This window comes from Paraflavitalea sp., assembly GCF_059502485.1.
The window spans coordinates 3,156,517-3,171,389 of the sequence record NZ_JCACET010000008.1; the positions used below are offsets into that span (position 1 = coordinate 3,156,517).

The 14,873-nt window shown below is 47.8% G+C and carries 12 protein-coding genes; 7 read left to right on the forward strand and 5 right to left on the reverse strand.

What is annotated here, in order from left to right; genetic code table 11:
* Window positions 1–104: 104 nt before the first annotated feature.
* Both AC5JBY_RS15065 and AC5JBY_RS15070 read left to right on the forward strand, forming a co-directional pair.
* Entirely contained in the window at window positions 105–1,043 is a 939-nt protein-coding gene (locus tag AC5JBY_RS15065) for a dihydrodipicolinate synthase family protein (protein WP_495905434.1), read from the forward strand.
* A gap of 26 nt (window positions 1,044–1,069) precedes the next feature.
* A complete protein-coding gene (locus AC5JBY_RS15070) occupies window positions 1,070–3,658 on the forward strand; it encodes a sodium:solute symporter family protein (RefSeq protein ID WP_495905435.1) in 2,589 nt (862 codons plus the stop codon).
* 73 nt (window positions 3,659–3,731) lie between these two features.
* Here AC5JBY_RS15070 and AC5JBY_RS15075 read toward each other — a convergent pair whose 3' ends face one another.
* Together AC5JBY_RS15075 and AC5JBY_RS15080 are read right to left on the reverse strand one after the other, a co-directional pair.
* Window positions 3,732–4,163 carry a hypothetical protein gene (locus AC5JBY_RS15075; protein ID WP_495905436.1) on the reverse strand — a complete coding sequence of 144 codons (432 nt, stop codon included), beginning with the start codon at window positions 4,161–4,163 and terminating at the stop codon, window positions 3,732–3,734.
* Window positions 4,164–4,254: 91 nt separating this feature from the next.
* A complete protein-coding gene (locus AC5JBY_RS15080) occupies window positions 4,255–5,121 on the reverse strand; it encodes a hypothetical protein (protein ID WP_495905437.1) in 867 nt (288 codons plus the stop codon).
* A gap of 66 nt (window positions 5,122–5,187) precedes the next feature.
* Between AC5JBY_RS15080 and AC5JBY_RS15085 the strand changes: the two genes are divergently transcribed.
* The 3 genes from AC5JBY_RS15085 to AC5JBY_RS15095 are packed head-to-tail and all read left to right on the forward strand — an operon-like array spanning window position 5,188 to window position 10,974.
* Window positions 5,188–6,396, forward strand: a complete 1,209-nt coding sequence (locus AC5JBY_RS15085; protein WP_495905438.1) for a DUF3667 domain-containing protein — start codon at window positions 5,188–5,190, stop codon at window positions 6,394–6,396.
* A 28-nt stretch (window positions 6,397–6,424) separates the two neighbouring features.
* Window positions 6,425–7,207: a nucleoside triphosphate pyrophosphohydrolase gene (gene mazG, locus AC5JBY_RS15090; protein WP_495905439.1), complete on the forward strand. Its 783-nt coding sequence runs from the start codon at window positions 6,425–6,427 to the stop codon at window positions 7,205–7,207.
* The gene (locus tag AC5JBY_RS15095) at window positions 7,204–10,974 is read left to right on the forward strand and encodes a sensor histidine kinase (protein WP_495905440.1); all 3,771 of its coding nucleotides are present in this window, start codon (window positions 7,204–7,206) and stop codon (window positions 10,972–10,974) included. The genes mazG and AC5JBY_RS15095 overlap by 4 nt, the downstream gene beginning before the upstream one ends.
* Here AC5JBY_RS15095 and AC5JBY_RS15100 read toward each other — a convergent pair.
* The 3 genes from AC5JBY_RS15100 to AC5JBY_RS15110 all read right to left on the reverse strand — a co-directional run bounded on the left by AC5JBY_RS15100 (window position 10,971) and on the right by AC5JBY_RS15110 (window position 13,452).
* On the reverse strand, window positions 10,971–12,065 hold the full coding sequence (locus AC5JBY_RS15100; RefSeq protein ID WP_495905441.1) for a DNA topoisomerase IB: 1,095 nt from the start codon (window positions 12,063–12,065) through the stop codon (window positions 10,971–10,973). The two genes, AC5JBY_RS15095 and AC5JBY_RS15100, sit on opposite strands and share 4 nt — an antisense overlap.
* Complete coding sequence (locus AC5JBY_RS15105) at window positions 12,058–12,549, reverse strand: low affinity iron permease family protein (protein ID WP_495905442.1); 492 nt, start codon at window positions 12,547–12,549, stop codon at window positions 12,058–12,060. Before AC5JBY_RS15105 ends, AC5JBY_RS15100 begins: the two co-directional genes overlap by 8 nt.
* Before the next feature lie 171 nt (window positions 12,550–12,720).
* Complete coding sequence (locus AC5JBY_RS15110; RefSeq protein WP_495905443.1) at window positions 12,721–13,452, reverse strand: ferritin-like domain-containing protein; 732 nt, start codon at window positions 13,450–13,452, stop codon at window positions 12,721–12,723.
* 392 nt (window positions 13,453–13,844) lie between these two features.
* On the opposite strand from AC5JBY_RS15110, the gene AC5JBY_RS15115 reads away from it, so the two are divergent.
* Both AC5JBY_RS15115 and AC5JBY_RS15120 read left to right on the forward strand, forming a co-directional pair.
* Window positions 13,845–14,345 carry a hypothetical protein gene (locus AC5JBY_RS15115; protein WP_495905444.1) on the forward strand — a complete coding sequence of 167 codons (501 nt, stop codon included), beginning with the start codon at window positions 13,845–13,847 and terminating at the stop codon, window positions 14,343–14,345.
* A gap of 37 nt (window positions 14,346–14,382) precedes the next feature.
* Window positions 14,383–14,802, forward strand: coding sequence for a hypothetical protein (locus tag AC5JBY_RS15120; RefSeq protein WP_495905445.1), 420 nt, complete (start codon window positions 14,383–14,385; stop codon window positions 14,800–14,802).
* Window positions 14,803–14,873: the final 71 nt, after the last annotated feature.

Sequence of the window (14,873 nt, forward strand, 5' to 3'; positions counted from 1 at the left end):
GCTGTTAGCGAAGAACTGGCAGCTAAAGGCTAAAAGCTAACGGCTAATAGCTTTAAAAAAGAGAAGCAAAAAATAATAACGTAACTAAGTTAAACTACAATAACATGATGAAAATTGAAGGATTGATCGCAGCGACGTTCGGAGCGTTTCATGAAGACGGAACCTTAAACCTTGCCCCCATTCCGGACCTGGTAGAAAAACTGATCAAAGACGGCGTAGCAGGCGTATTTATCTGCGGCACCAACGGCGAAGGCCCCAACCTCACCATCGAAGAGCGTATGGCAGTGGCGGAAGCCTATGTGAAAGCCGTTAATAAACGCATATTGGTGTTGGTGCACGTGGGCCACACTACTATTGGAGAGTCGCGTAAGCTGGCTGCGCATGCTGAGAAGATTGGCGCAGATGCTATTTCAGCGGTAGCAGCCTTTTACTTCAAGCCGGGCTCGGTGCAAAACCTGGTCAACAGCATTGCGGAGATCGCATCAGCCGCACCCACCTTACCATTCTATTATTACCACATACCGGTGTTGACGGGTGTGGGCATGGACATGATCGAGTTTCTGAAGCTGAGCGAAGGAGTGATCCCGAACCTGGCGGGCATCAAATATACCGCTGCTACCATTTTTGAATACCAGGCTTGCCTCAACTATAAGAACGGTAAGTACAATATCCTGTATGGTTACGACGAAATGCTGTTGAGTGCATTGGCAGTAGGAGCGGGTGGCGCTATTGGCAGCACCTATACCTTCGCTGCACCATTGTACCTGAAAGTGATGGCCTTGTTCCGCGAAGGTAAACAACAGGAAGCACAGCAACTCCAGTTAAAGCTGGTAGAGATGGTGCGTTGTCTGCTGAAGTATTCACCCATTCCTGCCCAGAAAGCCATTATGGAAATGTTGGGATATACACTCGGCCCCTGTCGCCTGCCGCTGGTAAGCCTTACCAAACAGGAAGCTGCCGCATTGAAAATATCTTTACAGGAAGTTGGTTTCTTTGAGGAGCTGGACAAACATTACGGTAAGAAACTAAGCGCTGCGAAATAGGATTTATTAACGATTGACGATTCACAATGAAACATTGTTTGCTCATAATAGGCTTGTTGCTGCTGATGCTTCCAACACGATCGTTGGCTGGCGACAAGCCCCATCCATCCTTCCTGCAGTGGAGCCAGTTGCCGGCATTGCCGGGCACACCTGGCCTCGCAGGAAGTTTTGCCGGTGTATCCAACGGAACCCTGTTAGTAGCAGGTGGCGCCAACTTCCCCGATGGCGGCACACCCTGGACAGGCAGCACCAAAGCATGGCATGATAAAGTGTATGCACTGGAAAACCCATCAGGCGCTTGGCGGCAGGTAGGCACATTGCCCCGGCCATTAGGCTATGGTGTATCCGTTACCTGGCGCGATGCACTCATCTGCATTGGTGGCAGCGATGCCACTAAACATTATGCAGATGTATTCATGGTGCGTTATACCAACGGACAGGTAACAACTGAAGCATTGCCTGCATTGCCGCAACCATTGGCCAATGCCTGCGGTGTGCTGATCGGCGATGTGATCTATATTGCAGGAGGCACCACAAGTCCCTCGGCTATTGCCACTGAGAAAGTATTCTGGTCACTCGATCTTTCACAGAGCGGTCAAAACCGGCATTGGAAAGTATTGCCTTCCTGGCCCGGACCTTCCCGCATGTTGGCAGTAGCAGGCACATTGGATGGAGCATTCTACCTCATCAGTGGCGTCGAGCTTTTTAAGAATGCAGGAGACTCAGCCGCACATCGTGTATTCTTGAAAGATAGTTATCGGTATAACCCCGCCAAAGGTTGGCAGCGAATAGCTGATCTGCCACAACCGGTAGCAGCAGCACCCAGCCCTGCCTTCCCCACAGGTCAGTCGCACCTGTTGGTGTTTGGCGGCGACCACGGTAAGTATTTTGAACAGAATGCAGTGTTGAAAGAACAACACCCCGGTTTCTCCGGCGAGGTCTGGGGCTATAACAACATCACCAATGTATGGACAGCCACCGATACCATCCTTACGAGTAAACAGGCCGATGCGGCACAGCAACCTGGCAACAGTGTATGGGCGCCTGTAACAACGCCTGCTGTAGTATGGAATGGTAAACTGGTGCTGCCTTCCGGTGAAGTGAGGCCCGCTGTAAGAACTGCGCGCGTATTGATGGCTACACCGATACAGCCCGCAGGTGCCTTCCATCTGCTGGACTGGATCATCGTAGGCATTTACTTCCTGCTGGTGATTGGTATCAGTGTGGTGGTGTCACGTAAGATGGATAACTCTACCAGCGATTTCTTCCTCGGTGGTGGTAAAATACCCTGGTGGGCAGCCGGGTTGAGCATCTTCGGCTCAAAGCTGAGTGCGCTCACCTTCATTGCCATTCCGGCAAAAGCCTATGCTACCGACTGGGTATACCTACTCAACAACATCATGATCGTGGCAGTGGCGCCGCTGATCGTTTATTTCTACCTGCCTTACTTCCGTAAGATGCAACTTACGAGTGTATACGAATACCTGCGCATACGCTTTAATCAACGCGTAAAGCTGTTGGGAAGCCTCACCTTCGTATTGTTCCAGGTAAGCCGCCTCGGTATCGTTATATACCTGCCGGCACTGGTGCTGAGCGCCGTTACTGGTATCAATATCTTCGTATGCATCATTGGTATCACGGTGATCACAACTGCCTACAGCGTGTCGGGTGGGATAGAAGCAGTAGTATGGACAGAAGTAATGCAGGTGGTGGTACTGTTGGGCGGAGCACTCATGGCATTGATCTTTATGGCCAATTCCCTGCCCGGAGGTTTCGGACAATTGTTTACAGAAGCGGCCGATAACAATAAATTTCGCATGGCCATCATGCAGAGCAATATTAAAGAGCCCGTATTGTGGGTCGTATTGGTGGGTGGATTCCTCACACAATTAGTAACCTATTCATCAGATCAGGTAGTGGTGCAGCGCTACCTTACTACGCCCACAGAAAAAGAAGCGAGGAAATCCATTTACACCAACGCCCTGCTGGTAATACCCGCCTCGCTGATCTTCTTTGCAGTAGGCACGGCCTTATGGGTATTCTTCAAGCACAACCCTGCTTCACTAAATCCTAATGGACGCATCGATGATGTGTTCCCCTGGTACATTTCCAATCAACTGCCTTCCGGTCTCGCGGGGCTGGTGATCGCTGGTTTGTTTGCAGCTACCATGTCTACCATCAGTTCCAGCATGAACTCCATTGCTACGGTAGTAACAACTGACTTCTATCAATACCTCAAACCAGCGAGTACCGATCGTCAGCGGTTTGCGTTTGCACGCCGCACTACAGTGGTGCTGGGTGTGTTGGGTTTCTTCATCGCTGTATACATGGTATACCTCAGCAATGCATCCATCTGGGATCAGTATATAAAGATCATTGGCTTGTTTGGAGGTTGCCTCGCTGGCATGTTTGTGGCGGGCATCTTCTTCCCGCGTATCAACAGTATAGGGATATTTATTGGCTTTATTGTAAGTGCCATTGCCCTGTTTTTTGTGCAGGCAACCAACATGATCAACTTCTTCCTCTATCCCGCAGTAGCGGTATTGGTCTGCGTGTTGGTAGGATATATAAGTAGCCTCATCTGGAAAGAGAAGACTACGTTGAACCGTGTATAGTAATTAATTAGCTATAATAACAATGGGGACGCCTTTTCAAAAAGACGTCCCCATTGTTATTATAAGACTATTATTATTTTCTGAACTCCAGAATATGCTCTACATCACTGGTGCCATCATCGTAATAATCGGTAGTGATCAGCCGGTTATTGGTAAACTGCTGAATATAATATTCTTCACCATCTACCAGCAGCAGGCTTTCTCCCTGCAATACATAGTCAAACGTCTCACGTTCGGTACTACCGTTCTCGGTAATGGTAGAATACGCCTTGCCATCTGATCTGAACTCGATGGTGAATGTGCCGTAAGGAATAGTAACGCCGGTAGAATCCTTCAAAGCTCCGGTATTATAATGGTAGGTCTTTTCAGATTCTCTCACAATGCTCCATTTGCCGAGGATGCGGTCCTGCGGTGCTTTCAGCGCATCACTTTCTTTTGTACAGGAATAAAGAACAGTAAGAGCAAGTAGCCCAATCAGGGAATAGCGTAAGGGGGTGGTTTTCATCGTAATGGATTTTAATTGAATTCGGGGTTAATATACAACCCGTTTCTCATATCTGCTAATACCCCGCTTATTTTATCCCTGTCCGGTGCTTTTAAAACTGGTACTTATACTCCACCTTGCCGATCAGCACTTTGGTCTTGGAGAAACACATATCCTGCACCTTTAGCCCTTTGGCGTCATAGCTATAATGCCATTTCTGGTAGTCGCCGGTGCCTTCGGTAGTCACCAGCATGGAGGCGATGCGACTGCGGTCGTCATATTCGAAGATATAATCAGGTAGTAAACGTTTGGCGCGGTTGTTATACCGCACAATATCCGTTAAGCGGTTCTTGTCATCGTAATAGTAGTATACAGTAGGCAGCGTTTGACCTTTACGAATACTTTTCTCTTCACCGGGATTCCCATTATCGTCAGCCACGTAAGTGATATAGGTAGTGTCTGCATTGTTCTTGATCTTCTGCATGCGTACCGGTTTGCCATTGGCATCATAAAACCACAGGTGTTGCTCCTTGTTTACATAGTTGCCCGGAGAAAATGACAAACTGATAATATTGGTGATGCGGTTATTGGCATCGTAAGCGTAAGTGATCTCTGTTTTGTTGCCATCGGCCGTATCGGTCGTTTTAATGAGCTGACCGGCGGCATTAAAAGTAGCAGTATTTACAGAAGTGCCGGCGAGGGAAGTGGTGGTCTCTGTAATGATCTCGGTAAAGTTGTTCCTTACATTTTGTTCACATTTGAAACCGTCAATAGGCTGATTATTGCCGTCATAACTATTAAAGCGTACCGATCTTACCTGTTGCTGCTGCCATATAGCACGCTTCTTGATCTGCTCTCCCGTTGCCACCAGGTCATTATAGTAGTGCTGACTTTGACCTGCCAGGCCCATACAACATATAAAAAAGATTAAAATAACGGTTCTCATGGTGGTGCTAACGAATAAATGCCTGTTTTTCATATAGTGGATATCCAAATTTTTCTATAAAATACTGTCTTTCCTTATTTTTAGCCAAAATTACGCCCCGTGTCCCATTCTAAAGAACGTCATGAGAAAATTTGTCTGAATTGTGAGGCTGAATTGACTGGAAGGTATTGTCATGTGTGTGGTCAGGAAAATATCGAGCCAAAAGAATCTGTGTGGGGCCTCGTCAGCCACTTTTTCTATGATATTACCCACTTTGATGGCAAGTTCTTTAGCACTACCAAATACCTGATCACCAGGCCAGGATTCTTACCCGCAGAGTATATCAGGGGGCGCCGGGCGCGTTACCTCCATCCCATCAGGATGTATGTATTCAGTTCCGCGCTGTTCTTCCTCATCTTTTTCATGCTGGTAAAGCCCAAAGATCTTATCAAAGGCGACTGGAACACGACCAGAGAAAAAATAAAGGACTCCCTCAGCTACATCAATTACGCGCAGAATGCTGTACTGCAAACCGCACATTCCAAGGAGGATTCCCTCGAGATCATCAATTCTTTTGCCCTGGCGAAAGACAAGATAAAGAACTCCAATCAGAAGCAGGTTAATGTAAAAGATAGCACCACGAAGGACTGGAGATACAAAAAAGACAGTACCAAACCGGCGCGCAAAAAAGTGAACCTGATCGATAGCGGAGATACGACGTACGACGATACAGACGACGATGGTGATGAGAACATCAACATTGGTTTCTTCGATAAAAAAACGAAGTTTAAAACAGTAGAAGCTTACGACTCGGCGCAAAAAGCCTTGCCGGCCGACCAACGCGACGGTTGGTGGGAACGCAAGGTACAGCGGCGCAATATTGAACTGCTGAACCGATACCGTGGCAAAGACAAAGAATTTGTGCAGGATCTGGTTGATAAGTTCATTCACATGCTGCCCTATTTGTTGTTCTTTTCACTGCCGTTGTATGCACTTTTTATGAAGCTGCTGTATATCCGGCACAAGCAGTTCTTCTATGTAGATCATGGTATTTTCTTTATCTATCTTTATATTTTTACGTTCATATTCTTCCTCGTTTACTTCTCAGTGATGGAGTTGCGTATACACACACACCAGAGCTGGATCGGGTGGATCGAGGCATTGCTCTTCCTCGCAGGAGCCTACTATGCCTATAAAGCCATGCGTAAGTTTTACTTGCAGAGTAGGGCAATGACATTGCTCAAATTCTTCCTGCTCAACCTGCTGGCCTTGTTTACCCTGATCTTCCTGTTCGTATTTTTCTTTACTTTGACGGTCTTCCGCGTGTAAAAGCGGATTACGTCTAACTTTAACAGCTATGGAAACGAATAATGTGGCCGCAGCATTTCTGCGCCTGGTGACGATTATGGATGAGCTCAGGGAAAAATGCCCCTGGGATAAGAAGCAGACCGTACACACATTGAGGCCGCTGACGATCGAAGAGACCTACGAGCTGGCCGACGCCATCACCGATACAGACTGGAAGGGCATCAAAGAAGAAATTGGTGACCTGATGCTCCATATGCTGTTCTATGCCAAGATCGGCACCGAGCAAGGCAAGTTTACCCTCGAAGAAGCCCTCAATGGCATTTCAGATAAGCTGGTATTCCGTCACCCCCATATTTATGGCGACACTACCGTGAAAGATGAGGAAGAAGTGAAGCAGAACTGGGAAAAGCTGAAACTGAAGGAAGGGAAGACCTCCATACTGGGCGGCGTTCCTGTGTCGCTGCCTGCCGTAGTGAAGGCTACCCGGTTGCAGGAAAAGGCAAAACAGGTAGGGTTCGAGTGGGACCACCGCGAGCAGGTATGGGAAAAGGTAGAGGAGGAGATGGGTGAGCTGCAGGAGGCGGTGGCCGTCAAAGGACAGGATGAAATAGAGGAGGAGTTCGGCGACCTGCTGTTCTCCCTGGTCAATTATGCACGGTTTTTGCGGATAGATGCTGAAAACGCCCTGGAAAGGACCAACAAGAAGTTTATCAGCCGCTTTACCCGCATGGAACAGGCGGCTAACCAGGATGGCAAATCACTCGCCGATATGTCCCTCGCCGAAATGGACGCCATCTGGAACAGCATTAAAAAACAAAACCCCGGCACTTGAAGCAATTGCTGAAAAATTGGCTTAGTAAGAACATCTACCTCCTGGCTGCCATAAGCCTTTTTGGTATTGCATTCATTCTCAATAAATACGTAATTGGTACCACCACGGCCCGGTACTACGTCAACCTTATCCAGAACAGGATACACGAAAAAGAACGGGACTTTCAGGAACTCGCGGCCGATACAGCTCTGTTGGCCAAATTGGTTGATCAGCATTACGAAGAAAAAAGCCTTTCCGGCTTGCTGGATGCCAAAAAAGGCTACGATATTTTCATTTACGAGCACCTCCACGATTCACTCAATACCCCCCGTCTTGTTTTCTGGAATACACAGAACATTCTGCCGGATGTGTCTTTTGCCTGGGGGCGTGACACCAGTCGACTGATAAGGCTCCGCAACGGCCAATATGTATACAGCAGCGCCCAGATAACTTTAAGCGGCAACCGCCAATTTACCATCCAGGGGTTGATACCGGTAGTGTGGAAGTATTTTGTAGAGAATGAAAACCTGCGCAAAGAGTTTGCTGGTTATGCCGGCGCGGTGGAGCGGGTAGACCTCGTATTATCCACCACGCCTTACCCGGTAAAGAGCGTTCGGGGCAACACCCTATTTTATTTGCAGCGCATCAACGAGCACCTGCAGCAACATAATATTTGGTCCATCATATTAGTGATAGCCGGGTTCTTCCTGCTGTTTCTATACCTGCAGCAAACGGCCGATCATATCTCCCGCAACTATGGCCTTTGGTTCGGCGCCATCTTCCTGGTTGGCATCCTGCTGATCCTTCGATTCACCACCTATTTCTTTCCTGAAATATTGGACCTGCGGCAGTTTGAATTGTTTGACCCTGTTATCTATGGCTCCAGCCTCGTGTTGAGTTCGCTGGGCGATCTGCTCATCAATTCCCTGCTACTGTGCTGGATGGTGATATTCGTGAACCGGCGGCTGAATACTTCTACGATCAAAAGATTCAAAGCCCCCTGGAAGAATTGGCTCTCCGTAGTAGGCGTCCTGGGCGCACTCATTATATGCACATTTACGTTTGCCGATATCCTGCAAACCCTGGTGTCCGACGCTAAGATGTCGTTCAACGTTACCAACTTCTTCAGCCTGGTAGAGCAATACAGCTTTGTTGGTTTTGCGGTAATGGCCACGCTGGGGTTGAGTTATTTCCTGCTGGCGCAAATATTCCTGACAGTAGTTGGCAAACTGGTAGGTAAGAGGAACTATGCGGTGTATATCATATCGGCTTTCCTCGGGCTACTAATGCTGTCATTCCAGCGCAATACAGCCATGATAGAGCTGAACCTGTATGCCTTGCTGTGGCTGCTGTTGTTCATGTGGCTGATGCGGCAGAAAATGTTCGCTGGCCTCAATTACCGGCTGAATGTGTCAGAAGTGTTATTCTGGCTGTTTATATTCTCCTTCTCCATGTCGGCCGTTATCCTTTTTGAGAACGGCAAGATAGAGTTTGACCAACGCAAGCGCTTTGCTGAAAAACTGGCTTCCCAGGCCGATCCTTCCAACGAACGGTTATTGAGTATTGCCCTTGCTTACCTCGACAATGATTTCCTGGAGCCTAACTTCTCCCGCTTTTATAATAAGGAAGAAAATGCGCGCCTGAAAGATAGTATCATCAACACTGGCTTCATTGGTTATGCGAATAAGTACGATACGTGGATGTTCACCTTCGACAGAGACATGAACCCACTGTACAATACAGAGCCGGGTTCCTTCGATACGCTGAACACCATTTTCCGCAACCAGTCGAAGGGTACCAACATCAATGACCTCCGCTACTTTGAAAGGTCATACGACAAGTTCTCCTACATCTTCAAGAAAGAAGTAGTCGATACCAACGACATTACCGTTGGTTACCTCTTTGTATTATCCGATCCTAAACGCTATAAGAGTGAAGCGCTGGTGCCGGAGCTGTTCAAGCAAACGCGTGAACGGATACCCGAATATTCACCATCCTATGCATATGCTATTTACGATAGCCTTAAGCTGATCAGCCACTACAACGATTATCCATTCCCTACCTATCTCAATAAGCAAACAAAAAACCAGGAATACAGTATCGTTAAAAAAGATGGGTATGAAGAGCTGTGGTACCGGGGTACGCCCGATAAAGTGGTGGTGGTAGCCCGCAAGAACAACTCGTTTATTGAAGCCATCACCTTGTTCGCCTACCTGTTCAGCACCTTCTTGTTTCTGCTGGCCTTCTACCGCATAGTGGCCTTCCTGATGCGAAGCCGCCTGCACAAAACTTCTTTCCGGCAGTACTGGGAGCTGAGCATCCGCTCACAGATCCATAGCACCATTATCATGATCAGCCTGTTGCTGTTTGTGGTCATTGGTATTGCCAACATTATATTTATCATCAACCGCTACCACCGTAATAACCAGGATCGGCTCACCCGCGCAATCCAGATCATGGTAAACGAAGTGGAAAAGAAGCTGGCCGACGATTCCACGTTCAATGAAAGCATCATGTTGTATGAACCCAGCTTCAATGACGAGGTAGAACAACTGATGCGCGATATTTCGGACATACATGGTATGGACGTGAACCTGTACGATACAGCGGGCGACCTGAAAGTGACCTCTAACCCGGATATCTATTACCGCGGTGTATTAAGTGAAAAGATGAACCCGCTGGCCTATTTCAGGTTGCACAACCTGCGACAGGTGCAAACGATGACAGATGAAAAAGTAGGTAAGGTAGATTACCTGAGTATCTATGCTCCGGTGCGCGATGACGATGGCAATGCGGTGGCCTACCTCAACGTGCCGTCGTACAGTGCCGAAGTGGAACTGACGCAGGAGATCTCTTACTTCCTGGTAACGATCATCAACCTGAACGCATTTATATTCCTGGTGGCAGGCGCGCTTGCCCTGTTCATTACCAATCGCATTACTTCTTCGTTTACCCTCATCACACAAAAGCTGCGGGATATCAACCTGGGTAAGTTGAACCAGGAGATCAACTGGGCGCGAAAAGATGAGATCGGTGTCCTGGTGGCGGAATACAATAAGATGGTACGCAAGCTCGACGAGAGTGCCGAAACACTGGCCAAGAGCGAACGGGAGGGAGCCTGGAGGCAGATGGCCCGGCAGGTAGCCCATGAGATCAAGAACCCGCTCACGCCGATGAAGCTGAGCATTCAATACCTGCAAAAAGCGATCGACGATAATTCACCCAACGTAAAAGAGATGACGGCCAGCGTGGCTCGTACACTCATCGAACAGATCGATCACCTGTCGAAGATCGCCTCCGACTTCTCGCAGTTTGCCAACATCGGCAACCCGCGCAATGAAGTATTCGACCTCCATGAAATGCTGTATTCACTTACCTCGCTGTATGAGGCAACAGAGAACCTCGACTTTACCTGGGAGCCGGTACCGCACAAAGTATTGCTGTTTGCTGATAAGACGCAGTTGAATCGTCTGTTCACCAACCTGATGCAGAACGCCATCGAAGCCAGTGAGGGTAGAGAGCGTCATGTGATCCGCATGGACGAAGCATTAAATGGTGGAGAGTATATTACGGTGAGTATTACAGATAATGGTATGGGCATTCCGGAAGTCACACAGTCCAAGATATTTACGCCCAACTTCACCACCAAGTCATCAGGCACCGGATTGGGCCTGGCCATGAGCAAGAGTATTGTGGAGCAGGCAAAAGGCGATATCTGGTTTGTGACCAAAGAAGGAGAGGGCACCACCTTCTATGTGAAGATACCATTGCTGCGAGCGATGAACTAATGAAGCGCTTTCAACACTTTCATCAGCACTTTCTCATCATGCGCATAACCCGTTTTGTCATCGGGCTCTTCAATGTTGTCCAGCTCCTTCATGTATTGTTGTAATTGGTCTTCCTCATACAGCCTCACGATGCCGGGATGCACATAATACTTTTTGCACACCGTGCGAGTGTTGCCCAGTTTTATGCTCACCTCATCCAGTGCTTCCACTACTTTCTTTTTACGGGCGGCTTCACTCACTGCTTCGCCCAGGCTTTTGAAGCTGCGCAATATGTTGAGCGTACCTGCCCAGGTACGGAAGTCCTTGGCGGTGAACTCAAACCCCGTAGTTTGCTTGATATAGTTATTGACCATGCCCGAATCGATGCTCCGCCTGTTGCCGTCTCCATCATAATATTGGAACAGCTCTTTGCCAGGTATATCCCGGCAGGCCTGCACAATGCGGGCAAGCCGCTTGTTTTTGACGGATATAGTGTGGTTGACTCCTTTCTTACCCCGAAAGCTGAACTGGATGGATTGTCCATTTACCGCCACATGCTTGTCCTTAAGTGTGGTAAGCCCATACGAGCCGTAAAGCTTTTCATAATTGTTGTTGCCGGGGCGTATATAAGTCCGCTCCATCAGGCTCACCACGGTGGCCAGCACTTTTTCTTCGCAAAGCTCCTTACGAGAAATATCCTTTTCCAGTTGCAGCCTTAGCGTTGGCAGAGCCTTTCCAAATTCGTACAACCGGTGAAACTTGGTTTCGTTGCGTATCGCGCCCCAGGCTGTGTGATAACGGTATTGCTTCCGGTTGAGCGCATCCTTACCGGTGGCCTGCAGATGCCCATTGTCAAGCGGGCATATCCATACGGCTGTCCAGGCGGGTGGGATGGCCAGCTTGCGTATACGTGCCAGCTGTTCTTTATTCTGCAAACGCTTGTTCTGGTACGAGAAAGAAAAGCCTTTCCCCTTTTTCAACCGGAGAATGCCGGGCATGGCGTCACTAACATATACCAGGGAAGCCACTTTAGCCGCACGCTGGTAGTCATGGTCAATCACCAGCATTTGCCGGTGGTTCAATCGTTGGGTGCCTGGTATACTATCACGCATGAGTTGACTTTTTAAGTTTTTTAGCTTTCTCCTCGTGGTTATCTTCTGCCTCGTCCAGCGAATGTGAACTATACAGGTCCTGTTCTTTTTCCGACAGGTCCGACAGCTTGGTGTAATATTTCTTAATCACACTTAACTCTTCTTCCGTTAGATCCTCAATATCCACCAGGCGGTTGCTCGCCTTTTCATGACAGGCGATCAATTCATTTAATTTCAGGTGGATAGCTGTTGTGTCCTTGTTCTGCGTTTGTTGAATGATGAATACCATCAGGAAAGTGATGATCGTAGTAGAAGTGTTGATAACCAGTTGCCAGGTATCGGAAAAGTGAAAGATCGGGCCGCATAATGCCCATCCGATAATGAGTAGGAAGGCCATGATGGACGCGATGGGGCTGCCTGCTGCACGGGTTAGTTTGCCACTGATCTTATTATACAGCCGTGCCCACTTCAGGTTGTCTTTCTCTTCGGATTGTTTGGTTGACATATATAATGGTGTTGTACTACAGGTCTAATACAATAAAAAAGCCAGGCCTTTGCTGCCTGGCTTTTACCTTTTCACTTTTAACCTTTAAGAGAGCGTTCGAAGCAACAGACTCAGGAGTCTATCGCTATAATATTGTTACTCAAGCTTTCGTTGGATGGCAAAGGTGCTATCCTATTCTTTTTCATCTTCTTCGTCCTGATCGTCTTCCTCTTCTTCAAAATCCTCTTCTTCCATCGCATTCTTGGAAGACTTGCCTTTCCGCTGCGCTGTTCCGGGCTCGTCCTCGATACCTGCCGGGAAGTTTACGTTGTTCTCGGCAATGTAAGTAAGGTTTTCATCCGTTTGCTTCTCTTCCTCCAATGTTTGTGCCAGCAGGTCTGCCACTTCCGTCATACCGAAGGTATTGGCTAATGTAGTCAGACTGCCATAAGTAGCAATTTCATAGTGCTCTACTTTTTGTGCAGCTACGATGAGACCTACATCACGGGTCAGGGTGCCTTTCTCTGTGTCCTCGATTATTTCTTCTGCTTCTTTCTGCAGACCTTCCATCGCTTCACATTTTTTGGCCTGTGGTTTTTGCCCCATCAGTTCAAACACCTGTTCCAGTCGTTTGATGTGCTCTTCAGTTTGTGTCAGGTGCTCCTCGAAACCCTCACGTAGCTCCTCGGTAGTACTGGCTTTTGCCATTTTGGGTAATGCTTTGGTCAATGCCTTCTCCGCCCAATAAATATCCTTCAGCATATCTATAAAAAGCGTTTCCAGCTCTTCGCCCATTTGCATTTGGCCGGAGCCTGAATGCTCCATTTGTTTGTTGGAACTTGCTGCGTGCGAAGCCTTCTTGTTTTTTGTAGCAGTGCTTGTTTTCTCAGCACTGGCCTTCTTCGACTTAGTTGCCTTTTCCATAAAATGATTTTTAGTTTAATGTTCAATAGGTAAGTGGTCACGGGTGATCGGAAAAAGCTATGCCATCCGATAACACAGGTCTATTCTACATTTTTCGTATACGGTTGAGGCGTGATGTCGCTGGATTGTGTATGGAAGTGTACGCATGGTGTTGTCTGGCGCTGAGAAGCGTGCAGCATCGAAGCACTATTTTGAAGCTTGTAGCTTCGTGACCAATTCTCTGTTCTGCGATAGGATCAATAGCTTCAAGACTCGACGCTAATTCCCCAAAACAGCCCGCGCGCATTAATTTCTCATTAATACAGGCTTACATGGGTAGGGAGTTCCCCAATGCGCGACCATCGACAATGTGGGCATACCATTTGAAAATACTATGTTAAAATTAGAGCCCCATGCTTAACGATATACAAGTCGGTTTTCTTAGAGACCGCATCCAGGAGATTGGCAGCGCGCTTTTCTCTAACACCGGGAACACTGCTTTTAAATTACCTACTTCTATTATAAATGTATTGAGAGTGGATGCAGCAGGAAACATCTGGTTCTTCCTCCATAGCCCTGAATGGTTCATGGACGAGACCGACAAGGAGTTTCCGGCAAAGCTCGACTTCTACCGCAAAGGCAAACCCTTCTATTTGCAGGTATTGGGGAAGGCTGAGATCATTACCGATGAGCAGCAGATCAATGAATTGACGGCTGAAATACCCGAGTTGACCGCACATTCCCTGAACCACATGATGCCGATAAAAGTGAGGGTAGAACATGCGTCCTGCTTCGAGCAGCGCGAACGCACCGTGAGCAGGATCCAATCCTGGTGGCATGCGATCTGCAAGTATGTATTGCAGCAAAAGCCCAGCTACCGGCCCTATAAGATGCGCCCGATAGTATTAGCCTAAGCAATCACTAATCAATAACAACTAAAAACCACCACCTATGCGTTTTATATTACCTGAGAACCTGAAGTTCGTGAAGCGTTTTATAGAGAAGACGTTCTTCGGCGCATTGAAATTGCATGATACTGAACTCACACAAGACCGCTTCCTCATAGAAACTGTTTTTGTAGACGCGAATCAGTACCTGTGGTGTTGTTGCTCGGAAGAGTTGCCGGTAGAAACGGAGAAGTTCCCCGTATCCTTGAAATATGTAGACAAGGTAAAAGGTATTTATATGAAGATCACTGGTATTGCCAGCCGGGTCAATCCTAACCTGGAGCCAGGCAGCGAGGTAGCACTCGACCATGCTGTGAACGATCTTACCGGCGATAAGCTTACACTGCTCAAAGTCAAAATGACGGAGACTGTTTACTATAAAAAGAATAACGGCGATATTAACTTTTATGCCGTAGCCAGCTAAAGGGACCACTGAAGAAAGTATACATAGCGGTCTGATCGTTGGGGGTTGGACCGCTTTTTTTATGCACTTCC